This is a genomic window from Pseudoprimorskyibacter insulae (assembly GCF_900302505.1).
Taxonomy (GTDB): domain Bacteria; phylum Pseudomonadota; class Alphaproteobacteria; order Rhodobacterales; family Rhodobacteraceae; genus Pseudoprimorskyibacter; species Pseudoprimorskyibacter insulae.
On record NZ_OMOJ01000003.1, the window covers coordinates 172,857 to 192,258 of the forward strand.

The window sequence follows — 19,402 nt, forward strand, 5'->3', positions numbered from 1 at the left end:
CAGGCATCCCCGACAACACTGGTACATAGCGTGGGGGCAGCGCGTGGCCGCCCCCACAGATCAAAGGTTACTCGACCTTCGACAGCTCGTCGTTCATTTTCGCCACAGCAGCCGCCGCGTCGATCTGGCCGTCGATATATTCCCGCACCACGCGGTTGATGATCTGGCTGTTGATCATCTTCGAGGCCAGGGCCAACTGGCCTTCTTTCACGCCCCAGCGCTGTGCCACATCCAGGCCGCCGACGATCTCGTCGATCATCTCTTGTGCGTAAAGGCTGCCCAGCGGGGCCTTGCGATCAACGCCAACCGGCAGTTCCGACCACGCCTTGGTGAAGGCCGCCGGATCGCTGCCATTGCCGCGACGGACGGGGAACTTGCCTTCGGGGGCAATCGACAGGGTCTGGGTGTAGCCCTCATCCATCGAGAACTTCACGAATTCCATCGCCGCATCGGTTTCCGCGTCCGAGGTGATGCCGAAGTAACGGATGTCACCCCATGCCGCGCCATCGGGGTTCGACGGGCCAGCAAAGTTGGTGACGATACCGGTTTTCGACGCCAGTTCGGGCGAGGTCGGATCATCGTTGATGGTGGGCGGGGCGCTGTCACGCAGACCGGCCAGTTCGTCAAGGATGAAGGGCGACCAGATGATCATCGCCGCTTTGCCCGCGAAATACAGTTCGCGCGATTGCTGCCAGTAGAGATCCCCCGGAGGCGAGGCTTCTGCGATGGCCTTGTAGAATTCCAGAACTTCGGTGGTCTTGGCCTCATCCAGCGCGGCAAAGCCTTCGCCGCCCACCGGCGACACGCCATTGGCCAGGAACACATGTTCCAGAACCTGGCTCATGAAGTTCTCGTCCACCTTGGTGGCGGCCACAAAACCGAACATTTCCGGCGGGTTATGCAGCTTGCCCAATGCGGCGCGCACGGCGTCGTAGCTGGTGGGCGCAGCAAGGCCTGCGGCGTCGAACAGGTCTTTGCGGTAGACAACCATCTGCGTCCAGCCATCGACCGGAACCGAGGCATAACCGCCATCAACAGCCGCCATGTTCAGCGCGCCGGGGGCAAAGGTGCCTTCGCCCAGATCCTCGATCACGTCCGTGGCGGCGTCGGTGTCCAGAATGCCCGCTTCGGCCCAGGGAAGCGCGTATTGCAGCGTGTGATAGATCACATCGGGCAGATCGCCTGCGGCATAGGCAGCGGTGGCGCGGGTGCCCAAATCGGATTCGGTGACCGGGATCACCTCAACCGTGTGACCCGACTGCGCGGTAAAGGCAGCTGCCATTTCCTGCTGCTTGGCCAGACGCTCGGGCTGTTCTTCGGTGGTCCAGAAACGGATATCATCCGCCATCGCCGCCGAGGCGGTCAGCGCCAATGCCATTGCGGCACTGGACAGGTAAATTTTCTTTGCGATTGTCATATCAGATAACCTCCCATCGGTTTGATATATTTGTGTTTTACTCTTTAACGCTGCGCCCGGCGGATCCGCGATCCAAGAACCGGGCGGTGTCTGTTTCCCGCAGCGCTTCGACCGCCTCGCCCCTGATCCGGCGGATCAGCAAAGCGCCCAGACGTTCGCCAGCGCGGCGGTTATCAACGGCAAAGGTTGACAATGGCGGGGACTGAAACGCGCCTTCGGGCGTTCCGTCATATGCAATGACCGACAGATCGCGGCCAATCCGAAGACCCAATTCTTCGGCGGCGGCATAGATGCCAATGGCCCCCATATCGGTCGCGCAGATGATCGCTGTGGGGTGTTCGGGATGATCCAGCACAGACAGCGCGGCGCGGCGGCCATGCTCGGCAGTTAGAATGTCATCACGGCAATGCTGCGGATCAATCGTCAGCCCCGCTGCCGACATACCCGCGCCAAACCCTGCGGCCCGCAAGCCGCTATAGACATAACCCAAGCCGCCGTTGAAAAACCCGATCCTGCGATGGCCAAGGCTGGCCAGATGCAGCACCGCCTCGGACATGGCCTGCTCGCCCAAGAAGTCAAACCAAGCACAGCCTTCCGGTGCCACGGCCCGCCCATAGAGCACGAACGGCACCCCCGCCTGCCGCAGCAGATCAACGCGCGGATCTTCGCGGCGCGAACGCGGAAGGATAAACCCATCGGCCTTGCCGTCCCGCACCAAAGCGCGCATCGCCTCGAGCGTTTCGGCCTCGCTCGCCGCTGTGGCAACCGTCAGCGTCCAACCTTCGGCACTGGCAGAACAACTGATGCCGGACAGGAATTCGGCCAGAAAGGGACGCTGCGAATCGTGGTCATGCATCTGCACCACCAACCCAAGCGCACGAACCCGCCCCGTGCGGATCGCCTGCGCCTGAGAATGCGGGCGATACCCCATCTTGGTCGCCATCTTCTGCACCTTCAGGCGCGTCGCCTCGGAAATATCCGGGTATCCGTTCAATGCCCGCGACACGGTGCTTTTGGTCAGCCCCAGCGCATCGGACACGTCCGAAATAGTCACCCGACGACGCGCGCCGTGCAGCATCGGAAATGATGAGATTTCAGTCACGTTTCGCTCTCCCGTGCCTTACGGTCTTTTCCGAAACCGGTTTCGGCAAGTCTTTTTCGCAGGGTTAGAAGAAATTTCATTCCGCCGATATTTTGGGCAAGACGATATCGCTGCTTGCTCGGGTCAAGTGAAATGGTATACCAAACATCAGATTATATCAGGGAGAGTTTCATGCAGCACGCTGCCGCCATTGCCCGCCTGACCGAAATTTTCGGCGATCGGCTTAGCACCGCCAACGCCATCCGGGCCGAGCATGCGCAGAATGAAACTCATTACGACACCATGCTGCCCGATGCGGTGGTCTACCCCGAATCAACCGAAGAAATCGCGGCACTGGTGAAGATCTGCGCCGAGGAAGACTGCCCCATCGTCCCCTATGGCGCGGCCTCGTCGTTGGAAGGCCAGCATCTGGCGCTGAAGGGCGGCATCAGCCTTGATATGAACCGCATGAACAAGGTTCTGACGATCAATGCCGAAGATCTGAACGTGGTTGTGCAGCCGGGCGTCACGCGCGAACAGTTGAACGAAGACCTGCGCACCACCGGCCTGTTCTTCCCGATTGATCCCGGCGCGAATGCCTCGCTTGGCGGGATGACCGCCACCCGCGCCAGCGGCACCACCGCCGTGCGTTATGGCACCATGCGCGAAAACGTTCTGGCGCTAGAGGCCGTGATGGCCGATGGCACGATCATCCGCACCGGAACACAGGCGCGAAAATCCTCAACCGGCTATGACCTGACGCATTTGCTGGTCGGCTCCGAAGGCACGCTGGCCGTGATCACCGAAATCACCCTGCGCCTGCAAGGCATCCCCGAGGCGATGTCAGCCGCGACCTGCCGTTTTGAAAGCGTCGAGGATGCGGTGAACACCGTGATCCTGACCATTCAATCGGGCATCCCGATGGCGCGAATTGAGCTGGTGGATGAGGTGATGGTGAAGGGCTTTAACCTGTACACCAAAGGCAGCCTGCCGGAAAAACCGCATCTTTTCATTGAGTTCCACGGCACCCCTGACGGCACCAAGGAACAGGCCGCGGCCTTTGGCGATATCGCCGAAGAGTTCGGCGCCAGCGGCTTCCAATGGGCTGAAAAGGCCGAGGATCGCACCGCGCTTTGGAAGATGCGCCACAATGCGCACCACGCCACCAAAATGCTGGAGCCGGGCGCCAAGATCCTGTCTACGGATGTCTGCGTGCCGATCTCGAAACTGGCTGAGGCCGTGCTGCAAGCGCAGGAAGACAGCAAACGCCTTGGCTTGACTGCACCCATTGTTGGCCATGTGGGCGACGGCAATTTCCACTGCGGCATCAGCTGCAACCCCGAGGATCCGGACTCGATGGCCCGCGTGGCGGAAATGACCAGCGCGCTTTCGGAAACCGCCCTGCGATTGGGCGGCACGGTGTCGGGGGAACACGGCATTGGCCTTGGAAAAATGAAATATATGACCGCCGAACATGGTCCTGCACTGTCCTATATGCGGGCGATCAAAGCCTCGTTCGATCCCAAGAACATCATGAACCCCGGCAAGATGCTGCCGCCGGGCAACGCCTGACCCAAACGAAAAAGCCCCGGCACTGCCGGGGCTTTTGCTTTGCGGGACGCGGTTTCAGCGATTGGCCGAGAGCCATTCGGCCGAGGCCTTGATCCCGCCCAGTGGAAACACATGCGCCGTTTCGATCAGGCTGTCAGGCGTTTGCGCTTTGTGATCGGCCAGCGATTGCACCAAGTCAGTAGGCTCAATCGGGCGCATCAGCTTGGTGATGTCCTTGGCCCGTTTTTGCAGCACGCCCAAGGACGGGCCAACACCGCAGGCAATGGCGAATTTGATCAGGGTTTGCAGCTTGGTCGGTCCGGCAACACCCACATGGATCGGCAAGGTGATCCCCTGCCCGCGCAGCCGGTTTTCCCACGCAATAATCGGGCCAGATTCAAAGGCGAACTGGGTGGCGATGGCCATTTTGGCATCGGTCTGCTCAGCAAAGCCCTGCTTCCACGCCAGCGCCGCATCGACCTGCGCATTGCTGCCATCGGGATCGATGTCCTTGTTGCCCTCGGGGTGGCCCGCGACATGAAGCCGCTTGAACCCGTGTTTGTCAAACAGGCCCGAGACCAGAAGATCCATCGCGCTGGTCAGGGTGCCAAGCGGCGTGGTCGGCCCGCCTGCCAGAACCAGCGCCTGACATGCGCCTGCGTCGGCGTAGCGTTTTAGCCAATCCTCGAACGCTGTCAGATCGGGAATGATCCGCGCGGGCACATGGGGCATAGCGGCGTAGCCCTCGTCCGAGAGGCGGCGCACGGTCTGCACCATGTCCTCAATCGGGGTGCCTTCGATATGGGCCACATACACGCGCGAGCCCTTGGGCAGCAAAGCGCCAAAGTCCTCAACCTTGGCAGCGGTGCGCGGCATTACCTCGATCGAGGCGCCCTCAAGCAGCGCCGTCATGCGCGCTTGCGCGGTGTCTTGCATCTCCAAACGGGTCACAGTTCCCATGGCCTCCTCCTCCACAATGTATACATGATACAGCGATTCACCTACGTTTCAAGAAAAAGAATGGCCGCAAGCGGGATGCCGGCGGCCATTCATGCATACATTTAGCCAATGCCTAGTCTTGCTTACGGTATTCCATCCGGCTTGCGGTATGAATCGGCCACGGCTGTACGGTCGCACCCACGGTCATCTGGCGGTGACGTTCGACGACGGGCTTGCCCGTGCCGCCATCGGCCTCGCCCCAAAGGACATTCACCTTGGTTCCCGGCGCGGCCAGATCCCCGTTCACCACAGCCAGCGAAATCCACGCCCGTTCGTTCGCGGTATAGACCGGATAGGTCGAGATTCCGACGCCCGCGCCGTTAAGCGTGACCGCGTCATAGGGATGCGCCGCGTAATGACCGGCAGGCATTTCCATCAGCTTAGGCGGCAGACCATCGACATCCATCAAGCCGCCGAAGATCTCAAGGATGCTCTCTTTGTCCCAGACCAGCGTGACCTTGGTGCGGTGGCCACCTGCCTCGGTCATCTTTTCCAAAGCGGCGCGGCCGATGAAATCATGGTCAAACTTGATCACGCGGTGATAATCGAGATCCCACGGCGTCAGGTAATAGTCGGTCACATCACCCGATTGATAACTGCCCCCGATCGAGGCCACGGCCTCGAAACTGCGATCTGTCAGCCATTCGCGGAAACCCTTGGTGCTGGCGCCAGTGTAGATCGCAGGCAGCGGCGACGGGATCCAGCCAGATTCCATCGCCACCGTGGCATAGGCGCGGGCACCGGCCTGACGCATACCATAGGCTTTGCCTGCCTCAACCAGCGCAGCTTTGACCTTCGGCCCGTCCTCATACGGCCCCCAAAGCTCTAGCCCCTTTTGGCCGCCCATCCCGTGCGACAGGGTACGCGCCTTGCAGCCTGCAATCGTGATTTCGCCCATATTGAAGAATTTGGTGACAAGCGGCCCGCCTTCGTTCACAGCCTCAAGAATGGCCATGGCGTTGGGGCCTTGAACCTCATAGCGATAGGTGCGGCGCGGCGCATCCGGCGCATCAAGGCGGCGCTCATCGCGGAACACTTCGACATCATACCCACCGGTTTCGGCGTGATACTGCACCCAGTTGGGAATGTTCGGGCGGCCAACGATGTTCACCTCGTCATCCTCAAGCCCAAACAGGATGCTGTCGCCGATCAGATAGCCATCCTCATTGCAGCAGACGATCTGCTTGGCCTTGTTGCGCCCGAACCCTTTGAACGAATTCACCGCAAGATCCGACAGCAGGCGGATGGTATCCGGGCCTTTGACGTAGAGGTCAGTCATATGAACGGATTGGTCGAACAGCACCGCCGTATTGCGCCAGGCCAATTGTTCATCCACCCAGTTCGAGAATTCGGCGGGGATGGGATAAACATATTTGCCGATCTGCGCGTTTTGCAGCATCTGCGCGGGGCTGTCGTAGTCTTTGAGCTTATCTTCGAGTGAACGGGTCATTTGGGTCTCCTCTTGTTGGCTGCATTGGTAGCAGGAGGTGTCGATCAGCACTTATGCGAATATTGAATAGCCAAGACCAAACTGATTATATCATGAGATGGACACCCTATCGCTAAAACAAGTGCGCGTTCTGGACGCTGTGGCGCGCACACGCGGGATCGGCCCCGCCGCCGAAATCCTGAACACCTCGCAATCGGTGGTATCAAGGACCGTCGCCGCCGCCGAGGACGCGCTTGGCCGGGCGATTTTTCAGCGCGGCTGGAGCGGATCAGACCCCACCGCATTCGGATCCATTGTGCTGGATCGTTGCGCACGGGGCCGCGCCGCGATTGCCCAGGCCGAGGCCGCCTTTGCCGCCGAAGGGATCCGCGCCAATCTGGCACCGCATCTGAAATGGTCGCAGCTTGATGCGATTGCCGCCGTGGTGCGCCACGGTTCTACCTTGAGTGCGGCCACAGATCTGGGCGTCAGCCAACCCGCGATCAGCCGCACCCTGTCCGCGGTCAACGGGTTCTGCCCCCCCCTGTTTCAGCGCCGCCGCGACGGGCTTGAGGCCACTGCCGCTGCGCGCCGACTGGCCGAATTGGGCGAGCTTTTGCGCCGGGAGATTGGCACACTTGCGGAAATGCTGGCGGAACGTCCCGGATTAGAGCGCGGGCGGCTGGCGGTGGGGATGCTGCCCTTTTCCGGGCAGGATCTGGTGGCGCGCGCTTTTGGACGACTGACACACAGCCATCCGGGCCTGCGCCTGATGGCCATTCCCGGCAGCTACGCCATGTTGACCGATGCGCTGATGCGCGGGGAAATCGACTGCCTGATGGGCATTTTGCGCCGCCCGCCGAAAATCGCCGCGCTAGAGGAGCGGTTTCTTTATCACGAACGCTACGCGCTGGTGGCGCGGGCCGATCACCCCTGCCATGACGCGCCGCAAACCATGACAACTCTGCGCGATCAGACGTGGATGGTGGCGCAGCATGGCACGCCCATTCGCAGCTATTTCGAACGGCTTTACGCCGCCGAAGGCACGCCGCCGCCCACCCAAACCTGCGAGATTCACAGCTTTGTTCAGGCCGAGGCGGTGGTGATCCATTCGGAGTCGGTCGGGCTATTGGCCTATTCGCGCGACCACTTGGCCGGGCTGGATGCGCGCTTGAAACAGGTGGCCATCGACCTGCCCGATGCCGAGGTTGAGATCGGCCTGACAACACGGCGCGGGGCGGATGTTCGGATGATTGATGCGTTCAGGGGCGCGCTGCGACCAGATTTGCCGCAAACGGTGGGTTAAAACCCACCCTGCGGCGATGGCGCGACGGCGTAGGGTGGGTTTTCAACCCACCGCCCCGCCAAAGTCCACCGCCCCGCCTAGCCCGAGACGCGGCTCATCCACTCGGACACGCGGTCCGATTGGAACCCGTCGGCCAGCCGGGTGATGTGGATTTCGGCCACCACGCCACCAGTGTTGAACGGATCGCCTTCGGCAAAGGCGCGGGCTTTGGCCCCGCTCTCGGCCTGCAAAATGCCGAAATGCCCAAGGGCCGAACCATCGTCCTTCCACAAAGCCGAGCCGATCAGGCAGGACGCCGAATTGCCGCCCGCGCTTTTGACCCAGTCGCGATGGGTCGGGCGCAGGGCATCGCGCTGCGCGTCCATATCGGGGTGGTGAATACAGCGCATCAGGAAGAACATCGGCTTACTCCAGAAAGGCTTTCAGAAGTGCGGCAACGGCTTCAGGCTGTTCAACCGGCGCGAAATGCCCCGCATTCTCGACCACTTCCAGCTGCGCTTGCGGCATCAAGACCTTCATATCTTCGTGCTGGGATACCGGACTCCATTGGTCTTGGCGGCCCACAACCAGCAGCACGGGGCATGTCACATCTGCCAAATAGGACGAGGCATCGGGCCGCCCCACCAGCGCGGCAATCTGCCGGGCATGTAAGGCGGGATTCATCCGCAGTACCATGGCGCGCAGCATGTCCCACACCTGCGGCAGATCCTTGCGGTGGATCATGCCCGGCAACCAGCGTTCGGCCAGCGCCGCCATCCCGTTTTCATTGGCAAAGCGCACGATCTCGGCGCGCTTTTCCGGCTCGCCCTCTTTCAGCGGATGAATGCCGGTGTCCAGCAGCGCCAGCCGCTCGATCCGGTCCGGCGCTTGATGGGCCATCTCCATAGCGACGCGTGCGCCCATGGAATGCCCCGCGACCCGCAGGGGGCCATCATGGCGCGCAAGGCAATCGCGCGCCATGTCCCGTATGTCGGATTGGGTCGATAGATCGGCCACTGCCGCCTGCCCGCCCAAGGCGTCAATCGCGGGCTCCCATACGACGCGGTCGCACAGGAGCCCGGGGATCAGCAGAACCGTCATTGGATCATCGTGTTCGGCAGGATCAGCGCGATTTGCGGGAAAGCCACCAACAGCGCCAGGGTCACCAGCATCGCCAGCCAGAACGGGAACACACCGCGGAAGATATCCGACAGCGGCACATTCGGCGCCACCGATTTCACGATGAACACGTTCAGCCCCACGGGCGGTGAGATCAGCCCCATTTCCAGCGTCAGCACCACCAACACGCCGAACCAGATCGGATCAATGCCCAGCGATGTGATGACCGGAAAGAAGATCGGCATCGATAGCACCAGCATGGCAAAGCCTTCAAGAAAGCAGCCAAGCACCAGATAACACAGCAAGATCACCGCCAGAATGCCCAAGGGCGGCAGGCTCAGACCGGCCAGAAATTCGCCCATGACCTGGGGAATATGGCTTAGCGCCAGAAACGGGTTCAGCATATGCGCCGCGATCAGGATCAGCATGACAGCCGCCGTCGTCACAACCGAGGACCGCGCCGCACTCCAAAACCCGCGCAGGGTCAGCTTGCCCATAGCCGCACCGAACAGAATGACCAGCCCTGCGCCGACTGCGGCCGCTTCGACCGGCGAAAAGATCCCGCCGTAGATCCCGCCAATGGTCAGCGCGATCACCATCAGAATGGGCGTTGCGCCCATCATGGCTTTGGCCTTTTCGCTCAGCGACGTCTTGGGGCCAGCCGGGCCCATCGCCGGATTGATCCAGCACAGAAGGCTGACGGTCAGAACGAACATGGTCAGCAGCAAAAGTCCGGGCAACACGCCTGCAAGGAACAGACGGCCAATGCTTTCCTGCGTCAGGATCGCGTAGATCACGAAACCGGTCGAGGGCGGGATCAAAATGCCCAGCGTACCGCCTGCGGCGACAACCCCGGTGCTGAGGCGCGGGCTGTAGTTGAAGCGGTCCATCTCGGCCAAACTGACTTTGCCCATGGTCAGGGCCGATGCGACGGATGAGCCAGACAGCGCAGCAAAGCCGCCGCAGCCGATCACCGTGGCCGAGGCCAGACCGCCGCGCACCGACCCGATCATAGCATAGGCAGCATCATAGAGCTTACGGCTCATCCCGGTTTCGGTGGCGACGTTGCCCATCAGGATGAACAGCGGCACGACGACCAGTTCGGCTGAGGCCGCCAGCGTGAACGCCTCGGAGGCCAGCGTCGATGTGGCCGAGGAAAAACCGTTCAGGATGGCAATGCCGGTGAAGCCGACCGCGAACATGGCAAAGGCCACAGGTACGCGCAGCGCCAATAGGCCAAACAGGGCAACCATGCCCCAGACGCCAAGTGCAAAACTGCTCATGCTGCGCCCTTTCCTGAGGTGCCGGTCAGCATCAGGCCGATGCCGCGCAGGGCCATGCCGAAAGCGGTGATGATACAGGCCGCCACGACGAAATATTGGAACCATGCCTTGGGCAGGTTGATGATATTGGTGGCCAGGTTCAGCATTCGGCTAAGCGCGGCGCTCTCCAACACATAAACAGCGATGGCGGCGAAGATGATCGCGCCCAACCATGCTGAGATAAAATCGCCAAGCCAGATGACGGTGGGCGGAAATTTCTTTTCGAACAGATCGACGTTGATATGCCCGCCGACGCGGTCACACAGGGCCATGCCGCCAAAGACGATCAGAACCAAGCCCATTTGAGTGATGTCCTGCGCCCCGCGCAATGGCGCGCCAAAGTAGCGGCCCACGACGTCGATCATGATGATGACAACCTCGGTCAACAAACCCAGGGTGCCAATGAGCGCGGACAGGCTGATAAGCCTGTCCGCAACTTTATCCAGCGATGCCAGCAAGGTTTAGTTGCCCTGCATGGTGGCCAGCACCTCTTCGGCGCCCAGCTCGCCCACGATCTTATCCGTGACCGGCAGGGTCAGCGCACCAAAGGCGGCGGCTTCATCAGCGTTCAGGAAGTAGACCGTGTTGTCACCGGCGGCCTTCAGGCTTTCGATCACGTCAGCGGCGCGGCCATTCCAGCCATCCTCTGCCGATTTCGACAGCGGGCGACCTGCGATGGCGTCCAGCGCGGCTTTGTGGTCAGCCGACAGACCATCGTACTTGCCTTTGTTCATGACCAGATAGAAGGAAATCCGGCCCAGCGGCGCACCGATGGTGTAGCTGTTGGCCACTTCGTCCAGCTTGAAGTCACCGACCGCCGAAGCACCGGTCACAACGCCATCGATCAGGCCGGTTTGCAGCGAGTTGTAGATCTCGCCCGCGGGCATCTGAACGGGGGTTGCGCCAAGCGCTTCCATCACAGCGGCAGCCGCCGACCCCGACACGCGCATCTTCAGACCCTTCAGGTCATCGGGGGTGCGAATGTCACGGTCTTTCATGATGAAGATGTTCGGCTCAGACAGCCACAGCGCCAGAGGCTGCGTGCCAGGGAATTCCTTGTCCAGCTGGCCTGCGTCATAGGCATTCCAGATCAGGTCATAGCCGCCCATGCCGTCCGGCAGCGCGCCCGGCAGTTCCGACACCATGGTGCGCGGGAACTGCGACGAGGTATAGCCCTGAAGGCCCCAGGTGATATCGGCCACGCCCTGAACGGCACGGATGTACTGCTCCAGCGGTCCTTTGCCCAGCTCACCGCCCGGATAGACTTCGACGTCCAGACCCGAACCGTTCAGCGCGTTTTGCAGCGGCTCAACGGTGGATTTGGTCAGAATATGCGCCGGCGGCACCCAGTGGGCCAGCTTCAGCGTTTCGGCCATAGCCGGTGCTGCCAGCGCCGTGAAGGCGGCGGCGGCAACTGCTGCCTTGATGATTTTTCCTTGGAACATGTGCGTCCTCCCTTAAGTCACGCGATGTTAAGTGCCACATCTAGTGGCGGTTTCCTCGAAATCCACGGTACTTAGTTGGACTTGTGCCGCCCAATCACTTCCATGGTCCGAGTATTGAAACAGGCTATACGCCTGCGCTGTCCCCCGCAGCTAAAACAGGAATGACGGGCCAAGGCCCGTCATTCTTTTTGAACGCAGCGTTCAGCTTTTCGTCCGCCAGCTGTCCGCATAGTTTTCGCGGGCTTCGCTGGAATACGGTGTCGGCGATACGCGAACGCGAATTTCGGCCTGCTTGTGCACCTCGGTCGAGGTCTTGCCCGTGGTCTCCGGCTCGCCCCACTTCAGGGTCAGAACGTCACCAACCTGCACGTCGTTGTTCACGACACCAAGGCTCAGCATGCAGCGTTCGTTGAACGAATAGCCGTTGAACATTGACATGCCGACCATCTTGCCGCTGTCGTCACAGACCATATCGGCGCTGGACGAGGCATAGTTGGGCTGCGGGAAGTCGATCCACTTATAGGGCGTGCCCTGCTCAAAGGACGAGGCGATGACTTTGAGAATGTCATCCCGGTTCCATTCAAACGTGACCTTCTTGCGCTTTGCGCCTTCCGCTTTGATCTTTTCAAGCGCGGCCTTGCCGATGAAGTCGTCTTTCTTCCAACCGATGTAGAAGTCGTAGCCCAGTTCGAACGGGTTGACGTAATAGTCTTCGATGTTGTCCGAAACGAACGACCCACCGATGGCACCGGCCGCTTCGTACATATCGGCACCCAGCCACTGGCGGTAGTCTGCCATCATGCCATCGCCGCTGTAGATGCCCGGCAACGGCGACGGAATCCAGCCCGACTCCAGCGTGTTGGTCGAATAGGCACGAGCGCCACACTGAACAAGGTTCACCCCTGCATCGCGGGCGGCCTGCATGATGGTCGAGTGGATATAGTCTTTGTCCTTATACGGACCCCAGACTTCCAGACCCGGCGCACCGGACATACCGTGGCGCAGCGCCTGCACCTTCTTCGAGCCGATGTTGATCCAGTCCACGTGGAAGAACTTGATGTCGGGGATCGGGCCGCCGTTCATCTTTTCAAAGATCGCCGTCGCATCGGGGCCCTGAATCTGGAAACGGTAATGTTCACGCAGGACACGCTCGCCTTCGGGGCGGCTGGGGCTGCGCGGGTCGTGGCGCAGACGGACGTTCCAGTTGCCATAGGCCGCCGCGAACATCAGCCAGTTCGAGGTCGGCGCGCGGCCCACCAGCACGAACTTGTCTTCCCGCTCGCGGAAAATGATGTGGTCGCCGATCACGTGGCCCGCCGGGGTCACGGGCACATAGTGCTTGGCGCGGTTCAGACCGAAGTTCGAAAAGCTGTTGATGCCGTGGTGGGCAAGGAACTCTGCCGCCTGCGGGCCTTCGACGATCACTTCGTCCATATGGTGCGACTGATCGAACAGAACGGCGGTCTTGCGCCATGCTTCTTGCTCAACGCGCCAGTTTGAGAATTCCGGTGCGACGACCGGGTATACATACATGCCAATTTTCGAGTTGCGCAGCACATCAACGATGTTGCCGGCCTCATCCATCACGTCCTGAAGGCTGGTTGCAGCCATGGGATCACTCCTCCTCCTAATGAATTGTATACATAGAGGCAGTGATTCAGGGTGAAATCAAGCAAAATCGCCCGCTCGCGCATACATCGCATTGTATGCAGATGCAGCAAATGTTGAAAATCAGATGGTTATCCCATCAATCCACCAACAGCCCATGGCCCGGCATCCGCTCGAGGCCCGCCGCATCCTGACCCAGCAGATAGTTCAGATTGCCGCGTGCGATTCTGGCGTGTTCGCGTGCAATGGATTCGGCGCGTGCACCTTCGCGGGCGGCAATGGCATCGACCAAGGCGCGGTGCTGGCTTTGGGCAATGGCAAGCGAGACATTGAAGGCGCGCGGCTCATTCCCTGATGGCACAAAAGCCGAAGGCGAGGCAAAGGGCAGCGATTTCGCGCGTTCCAGCTCCCGGGCTAGAATGGCGCTACCGGCAAGGCCCGACAGTTGATCGTGAAACCGGGCATTCAGTTCTGAATACAGCGGAAAATCAACATCTTCCACTGTTTCCCCAAAGCATTTATCCAGATCAATCAGCGTCTGACGCACAGGGGCCAGTGCCTTATCATCGACCCCGCGTTCGGCGGCCACGCGCACCACTGTGCCTTCTAGCACGCCGCGCAATTCGATGGCATCAATCACATCGGCCACGGTGAAGGACCGCACCACAAACCCGCCGCCCGAAGCGCGTTCAAGCAGCCCCTCTTCGGCAAGGCGCGACATGGCCTCGCGCACAGGAGTGCGGGACACATCCAGCGCCTCGGCCAAGGCCACCTCATAGAGCCGCTGGCCCCCGGCGAATTCGCCGTTGATGATCTTTTCGCGCAGTTCTAGCAGGGCGCGCTTGGCGTGGGTCTTGGCGGAGGTCTTATCCATGTATACATCCCTCTGTTCAGAGGAAATGTATACACGGAAGCCAGGTTTCGGCAAGTCTCAGGCGGTGATAACGCGCGGATCGTCTGTATAGACCACCTCGGCCAGATCGGCGCGGTGGCGCAAAACGGCCCGCTGGTTGACCGAGCCTTTGTCCGTCACCTCGCCCTTGTCCAGATCCAGCGGGTCGGTCAGGTACATCACACGGCGCACCCGGTTCGACGATCCGGTTGAGGCCCCCACATGCGCGGCCAGCAAACGCGCGGTTTCGGCGCGCACGGCGGGGTGTGCAACCAAAGCCTCATCCTCTAGCGCCGCGCCGCCTTCGACCAACCGCTCCATCGCAGGGCGGAACGGGATGAGCAGAGCCGCAAGCTCCTCATGCCCCTCGCCCACCAGCACCGCGTCACGGGCCAATCCGCCCAAGGCGTCGGTCAGCTTGGCGCGCATTGCGCCGACGGCGACCCAAGTGCCGGTGCCCAGCTTGAAGTTTTCAGCCACGCGGCCATCAAAGAAGAACCCTTTGCGCGGATCTTCGGGATCGGCCAGCCGCAGCGCATCGCCAAAGCAATAGAACCCCTCGTCGTCAAACGCCTCGGTGGTCAGCATCTCGTTGCGCCAATAGCCCGGCGTCACGTTGGGGCCTTTTACGCGGGCCTCCATCTTGCCCTCATTCGGCACCAGCTTGAGCGTGATGCCCTTGGCAGGCACGCCGATATTGCCGGGCGCCTCTTGCGGCTCGACACAGAATAGCGAGAACGGCGCGGTTTCGGTGGACCCAAGCCCGGTGGAGAGTGTGACTCGATAGCCAAGCGCCTCACGCGAGAGGCGCTCAAGCTCAGTCCAGGTGTGCTGGGCCATGGCCGCGCCCGCATAAAGCAGCAGTTTGACGTTGGAAAAGAACGCATCGCGCAGGCCGGGATCACGGTTCATTTCCTCAACCATCATCTCATAGCCTGCTGGGACGTTGAAGAACCAGTTCGGGCGGACTTCGCGCACGTTGCGGATCGTCTCGCCAATCAGCTTGGGCGTCGGGCGACCGTCGTCGATATAAAAGGTGCCGCCATTGTATATGGCCATGTTGAACACCTTGTTGCCGCTGGCCACGTGGTTCCACGGCGCCCAATCCACGATCACCGGCGGCTCGTCCTTGAAATAGGCATAGCAATCCAGCACCTGCGCCATGTTCCCGCACAGCATCCGCTGGGTCTGGATCACCGCCTTGGGCGATCCGGTGGTGCCAGAGGTGAACATGAACTTGGCCACGGTATCGGGGCCTGTGGCGGCGTTGGCTTTATCCACGGCCTCGGTCGGGGTGGTGGCCAGCAGGGCCTCCCACGACATGGCTGCGCCCTGGCCAGTGACGCCCAAACGCGGCAGATCACCGAACACGGCATCTATCGCAGGGGCGAATTGATCCAAACCTTCCGCAAACACCGCGCCCGGCGTGATCTGATCGCGCACCGATTTCAGCTTGCCATAGTCAGTCGACACCAGCGCATAGGCCGGGGCAATCGCCGCAGACGGCACGCCCACATATTGCGCGCCAAGCGCCATCAGCCCGTGCGGAATCGAGTTGGCCGAGAGGATCACCAAGGGCCGATCTTGTGACAAGCCCAGATCCAGCAAAGCCTGCCCAATGGCCCGCACGTTCCGCAAAAGCTCGGCATAGGTCATGCCCTCCCACGCGCCCGATTCGCCGCGTGCCGCCATCCAAAGACGGTCTGGCGCGGCCTCGGCCCAGTGGTGGATCTTGTCGGACAAACGGTCTGGAAACTTGGGCAATTCGCCCTTTTGCCACACATACATGGTGCCATCGTCGCGGGTTTCCCACGCCAGATCGACATCCCAGAATTTGGCCTGCTGCCCCTGCTCTGCGGTCATGAAATCCTCCCTCTTCCGAATTTAGTTTACATGGAAACTTTTTCCATGAATAGTGATTCAAGACGCAAGCAAGACCGGAGTTTTCCCGAAATGGAGTTTTTGACCTTCGACATTCAAGGTGACGTTGCCATCGTTGGGCTGAACCGCCCCGAGAAGCGCAACGCCATTTCCGACCGGTTCGTCGAAGAGCTGAACGACGTGATCTCTATGGCCGAAGCCGGTGCCAAAGCGGCCGTAATCCATGGCCACGGCCCCCATTTCTGCGCAGGTCTTGATCTGGCCGAGCACGTTCAAAAAACCCCGTTCGAGGGTGTCCACGGATCACGCCGCTGGCACGAGGTGTTCGCCCGTATCCAGCATGGCAAGCTGCCGTGGTTTGCGGCGCTGCATGGCGCGGTTGTGGGCGGCGGGTTCGAGCTGGCGGCCTCGTGTCAGGTACGCGTGGCCGATGAAACAACCTTTATGGCCCTACCCGAAGGCCAGCGCGGGATCTTTGTGGGCGGCGGCGGCTCGGTCCGCTGTGCGCGCCTGATCGGCGTGGCCCGCATGACCGACATGATGCTGACGGGCCGGTCGATTGACGCCGAAACCGCCGAGCGTTGGAATGCCGTGCAATATGTCGTGCCCGCTGGCACCGCCGTAGAACGCGCCACCGAAATGGCCGCCCGCGCGGCCACCAACGCCGAGATCACCAATTACGCCATCATCCACGCTCTGCCGCGCATTTCCGACATGGCCAAGGAGGACGGGTTGTTCGTCGAAAGCTTTATCGCCAGCTTCACCGCCACCTCGCCCGAAGCCGAAGATCGCCTGCGCGCCTTCCTTGAAAAGCGTGCCGCGAAGGTGGCCGCGCCGACGGGGGCAAAATGAACGCAGTGACCCCCACACCAACCGAAGACGATATCGTCATCGGAGAGCTGTCAGGCTCGCTTGGCTTCCTGCTTCGCATGGCGCAGTTGCAGGTGTTCGAAGGGTTCTACCGCGAACTGGCCAAATATGAGCTGAAGCCCGGCGAATTCTCGGTCATGTGGGTGATTTCACGGAACCTAGGCATCCGTCAGGGCGCATTGGCCCGCAAGCTGAGGATCAAGCCCGCGCATATGACCAAGCTGATCCAGCGGATGGAGGCTTCGGGCTATGTGGAACGCATCATCCCCGAAGACGACCGCCGCTCTGTGATCCTTGGGCTTACGGAAACGGGCTATCAATTCGTGAACACCCGCAAGGCCGAATTCTTTAGCTACTATCTGCAAGAAAACGCCATGCTGCCCGAAGAAGACATGGCCACGCTGATCGGGCTTTTGCAGAAACTATCCGGTTTCAAGGACGAGACATGAATATCGACGACCTGATCGCCATTGATATCCACACCCACGCCGAGGAACCCTGCTGCGGTCATCGCGACGATGGCTATCACGAATTTCAGGCTGGCATGGCCAAGTATTTCAAGAACCCCGCCGGTGCGGATGGAATGCTGCCCTCGGTTCAGGATACCGCCGCCTATTACCGCGAACGCAAGATCGGCGCGGTGATCTTTCCGGTCGATGCCGAACGCGAAACCGGCTTTCGCCGCTATTCGAACGAAGAGGTGGCCGAGATTGCCGCCGAAAACAGCGATATCCTGATCCCGTTTGCCTCGATTGATCCCGCAAAGGGCAAGATGGGTGCCCGCGAGGCCCGCCGCCTTGTGCGCGATTACGGGGTGCGGGGCTTCAAGTTTCACCCGACATTTCAGGGCTTCTACCCCAACGACCGCAGCGCCTATGCCATCTATGAGGCCATCGCCGAAGAAGGCGCGCTTGCGCTGTTTCACACCGGGCAAACCGGCGTTGGTTCGGGGATGCGCGGCGGCATGGGGATGCGGCTGAAGTATTCGAACCCGATGTATCTGGATGATGTCGCGGTGGATTTCCCCGACATGCCGATCATCCTCGCGCACCCGTCCTTCCCTTGGCAGGAAGAGGCGCTTTCGGTCGCGCAGCACAAACCCAATGTCTACATCGACCTAAGCGGCTGGAGCCCGAAGTATTTCCCGCCAATTCTGGTCCGCTATGCCAACAGCCTGCTCAAGCACAAGATGCTGTTCGGCAGTGACTGGCCCGCGATCACACCCGACCGCTGGCTGGCCGATTTCGAGAATTCAGAGTTTCGGGATGAGGTGCGCCCTCTCATTCTGAAGGAAAATGCAAAGAGGCTACTGAACCTCTGAGCAGGGCGTGTTTCTAGGGAGGAAAACAATGTCTAAGCTCTTTAAAGTCGCAGGTCTGGCCGCTGTTGTTGCCATGACCTTCAGCATGGCTGCCGAAGCCCGCGATATCCGTATCGCGCCTGCGGCACCGCCGGCCCACCCGGCCAACGGCACGCTTTACACCAACTTCGCCAAGTACCTGCCCGAGGAATCGGATGGCCGTCTTGGCACCATCATGCTTGGCCCGGAAGTTGTGAACCTTGGCCAGATGAAGGACGCGATCCAAAGCCAGGTGACCGAAGTTGGCAACCTGCTGCCGCTTTATTTCCCGGCCGATCTGCCGATGATGTCGGTCACCGGCCAGCTTTCGCTGACGGGCACCAACGCGCAGGCTATGGGTGCCGCGATGACCGAATTCATCGTCAACTGTGCCCCCTGTCAGGACGAGATGAAAAAGCTGGGTTTTGTCTATCTCGGCTCGGGCGCGTCGGATGCCTATGAGATCATGTCGACCAAACCCGTTCGCACCGCCGAAGACCTGAAAGGTCTGCGTCTGCGGTCGGGCGGTGCCCCGTGGGCCCGTTTCGCCGAGCATTTCGGCGCGGTTCCGGCGCAAATGTCGGTGTTCGATCAGTTCGAAGCCATCAGCCAAGGCACGATTGACGGCACCATGGCCTCGATCGGCGATGCACTGGCCTTCCGTCTGGTCGAAGTGGTCAAGTATGTCACCTATCTGCCGCTGGGCATGTATATCTCGACCTCGAACTTCACCACCTCGGGCGTGACCTGGGCAAGCCTGTCGGGCGAAGACCGCGCGGCGATGATGCGTGCCGCCAACCGGGCCAACGCCGATTTCACCAACCGCTGGGCGGCTGAGATCCCCTCGATTGCCGAAGGCGCCGCTCAGAAAGCCGGGATTGAGTTCATCCAGGCCGACGAAGCGCTGGTGAAAGCCGCGCGGGACTTCATCCAAGCCGATATCGCCACCGCTGGCACCTTCAGCCAAGAGCAATTCGGCATCGCCGATGCGCCTGAGCAGATCGCCCACTTCCTTGAGCTGGTCAAGAAATGGGAAGCGATTGCCGAAGCTGAAAACAGCGATCCGGTGAAAATGGCCGAACGCGTCTATGACGAAGTCTGGTCGAAAGTGGATCTGGCCACCTACGGCGGCTGATCTTCATAACGACCGGCCGGGTGTTCCCT

General features: G+C 60.8%; 18 protein-coding genes. 6 read left to right on the forward strand and 12 right to left on the reverse strand.

Annotation, left to right across the window (positions count from 1 at the left end; translation table 11 throughout):
- Positions 1 to 67 precede the first annotated feature (67 nt).
- Complete coding sequence (locus PRI8871_RS10005) at positions 68 to 1,417, reverse strand: ABC transporter substrate-binding protein (protein WP_108886082.1); 1,350 nt, start codon at positions 1,415 to 1,417, stop codon at positions 68 to 70.
- A 37-nt stretch (positions 1,418 to 1,454) separates the two neighbouring features.
- The gene (locus PRI8871_RS10010) at positions 1,455 to 2,519 is read right to left on the reverse strand and encodes a LacI family DNA-binding transcriptional regulator (protein WP_245897821.1); all 1,065 of its coding nucleotides are present in this window, start codon (positions 2,517 to 2,519) and stop codon (positions 1,455 to 1,457) included.
- Between the two features lie 171 nt (positions 2,520 to 2,690).
- Here PRI8871_RS10010 and PRI8871_RS10015 point away from each other — a divergent pair, with 171 nt between their 5' ends.
- A complete protein-coding gene (locus PRI8871_RS10015) occupies positions 2,691 to 4,070 on the forward strand; it encodes an FAD-binding oxidoreductase (protein WP_108886084.1) in 1,380 nt (459 codons plus the stop codon).
- A gap of 54 nt (positions 4,071 to 4,124) precedes the next feature.
- Here the strand turns inward: PRI8871_RS10015 and PRI8871_RS10020 are convergent, their stop codons facing one another.
- Complete coding sequence (locus PRI8871_RS10020; RefSeq protein ID WP_108886085.1) at positions 4,125 to 5,009, reverse strand: methylenetetrahydrofolate reductase; 885 nt, start codon at positions 5,007 to 5,009, stop codon at positions 4,125 to 4,127.
- 112 nt (positions 5,010 to 5,121) lie between these two features.
- Positions 5,122 to 6,498: an aminomethyltransferase family protein gene (locus PRI8871_RS10025; RefSeq protein ID WP_108886086.1), complete on the reverse strand. Its 1,377-nt coding sequence runs from the start codon at positions 6,496 to 6,498 to the stop codon at positions 5,122 to 5,124.
- Positions 6,499 to 6,595: 97 nt separating this feature from the next.
- Between PRI8871_RS10025 and PRI8871_RS10030 the strand changes: the two genes are divergently transcribed.
- Entirely contained in the window at positions 6,596 to 7,783 is a 1,188-nt protein-coding gene (locus PRI8871_RS10030) for a LysR family transcriptional regulator (protein WP_108886087.1), read from the forward strand.
- Positions 7,784 to 7,860: 77 nt separating this feature from the next.
- On the opposite strand, the gene PRI8871_RS10035 is transcribed toward PRI8871_RS10030, so the two are convergent.
- From PRI8871_RS10035 to PRI8871_RS10070, 8 genes are all read right to left on the reverse strand, one after another.
- Positions 7,861 to 8,184, reverse strand: coding sequence for a YciI family protein (locus tag PRI8871_RS10035; RefSeq protein WP_108886088.1), 324 nt, complete (start codon positions 8,182 to 8,184; stop codon positions 7,861 to 7,863).
- 4 nt (positions 8,185 to 8,188) lie between these two features.
- On the reverse strand, positions 8,189 to 8,863 hold the full coding sequence (locus tag PRI8871_RS10040) for an alpha/beta fold hydrolase (RefSeq protein ID WP_108886089.1): 675 nt from the start codon (positions 8,861 to 8,863) through the stop codon (positions 8,189 to 8,191).
- Positions 8,860 to 10,164, reverse strand: coding sequence for a TRAP transporter large permease (locus PRI8871_RS10045; RefSeq protein ID WP_108886090.1), 1,305 nt, complete (start codon positions 10,162 to 10,164; stop codon positions 8,860 to 8,862). Before PRI8871_RS10045 ends, PRI8871_RS10040 begins: the two co-directional genes overlap by 4 nt.
- A complete protein-coding gene (locus PRI8871_RS10050; RefSeq protein ID WP_306418449.1) occupies positions 10,161 to 10,589 on the reverse strand; it encodes a TRAP transporter small permease in 429 nt (142 codons plus the stop codon). Before PRI8871_RS10050 ends, PRI8871_RS10045 begins: the two co-directional genes overlap by 4 nt.
- Positions 10,590 to 10,664: 75 nt before the next feature.
- Entirely contained in the window at positions 10,665 to 11,648 is a 984-nt protein-coding gene (locus PRI8871_RS10055; protein WP_108886092.1) for a TRAP transporter substrate-binding protein, read from the reverse strand.
- Positions 11,649 to 11,849: 201 nt separating this feature from the next.
- Complete coding sequence (ligM, locus tag PRI8871_RS10060) at positions 11,850 to 13,259, reverse strand: vanillate/3-O-methylgallate O-demethylase (RefSeq protein WP_108886093.1); 1,410 nt, start codon at positions 13,257 to 13,259, stop codon at positions 11,850 to 11,852.
- A 136-nt stretch (positions 13,260 to 13,395) separates the two neighbouring features.
- A complete protein-coding gene (locus PRI8871_RS10065) occupies positions 13,396 to 14,130 on the reverse strand; it encodes a GntR family transcriptional regulator (protein ID WP_108886094.1) in 735 nt (244 codons plus the stop codon).
- A gap of 57 nt (positions 14,131 to 14,187) precedes the next feature.
- Positions 14,188 to 16,011, reverse strand: a complete 1,824-nt coding sequence (locus PRI8871_RS10070; RefSeq protein WP_108886095.1) for a feruloyl-CoA synthase — start codon at positions 16,009 to 16,011, stop codon at positions 14,188 to 14,190.
- 90 nt (positions 16,012 to 16,101) lie between these two features.
- On the opposite strand from PRI8871_RS10070, the gene PRI8871_RS10075 reads away from it, so the two are divergent.
- Genes PRI8871_RS10075 through dctP form a run of 4 tightly spaced genes read left to right on the forward strand, consistent with a single transcriptional unit; the run spans position 16,102 to position 19,373 of the window.
- On the forward strand, positions 16,102 to 16,881 hold the full coding sequence (locus PRI8871_RS10075) for a crotonase/enoyl-CoA hydratase family protein (RefSeq protein ID WP_245897822.1): 780 nt from the start codon (positions 16,102 to 16,104) through the stop codon (positions 16,879 to 16,881).
- A complete protein-coding gene (locus tag PRI8871_RS10080) occupies positions 16,878 to 17,348 on the forward strand; it encodes a MarR family winged helix-turn-helix transcriptional regulator (protein ID WP_108886096.1) in 471 nt (156 codons plus the stop codon). The genes PRI8871_RS10075 and PRI8871_RS10080 overlap by 4 nt, the downstream gene beginning before the upstream one ends.
- Positions 17,345 to 18,220 carry an amidohydrolase family protein gene (locus PRI8871_RS10085; RefSeq protein WP_108886097.1) on the forward strand — a complete coding sequence of 292 codons (876 nt, stop codon included), beginning with the start codon at positions 17,345 to 17,347 and terminating at the stop codon, positions 18,218 to 18,220. The genes PRI8871_RS10080 and PRI8871_RS10085 overlap by 4 nt, the downstream gene beginning before the upstream one ends.
- Before the next feature lie 28 nt (positions 18,221 to 18,248).
- Positions 18,249 to 19,373 carry a TRAP transporter substrate-binding protein DctP gene (gene dctP / locus PRI8871_RS10090; RefSeq protein WP_108886098.1) on the forward strand — a complete coding sequence of 375 codons (1,125 nt, stop codon included), beginning with the start codon at positions 18,249 to 18,251 and terminating at the stop codon, positions 19,371 to 19,373.
- Positions 19,374 to 19,402: the final 29 nt, after the last annotated feature.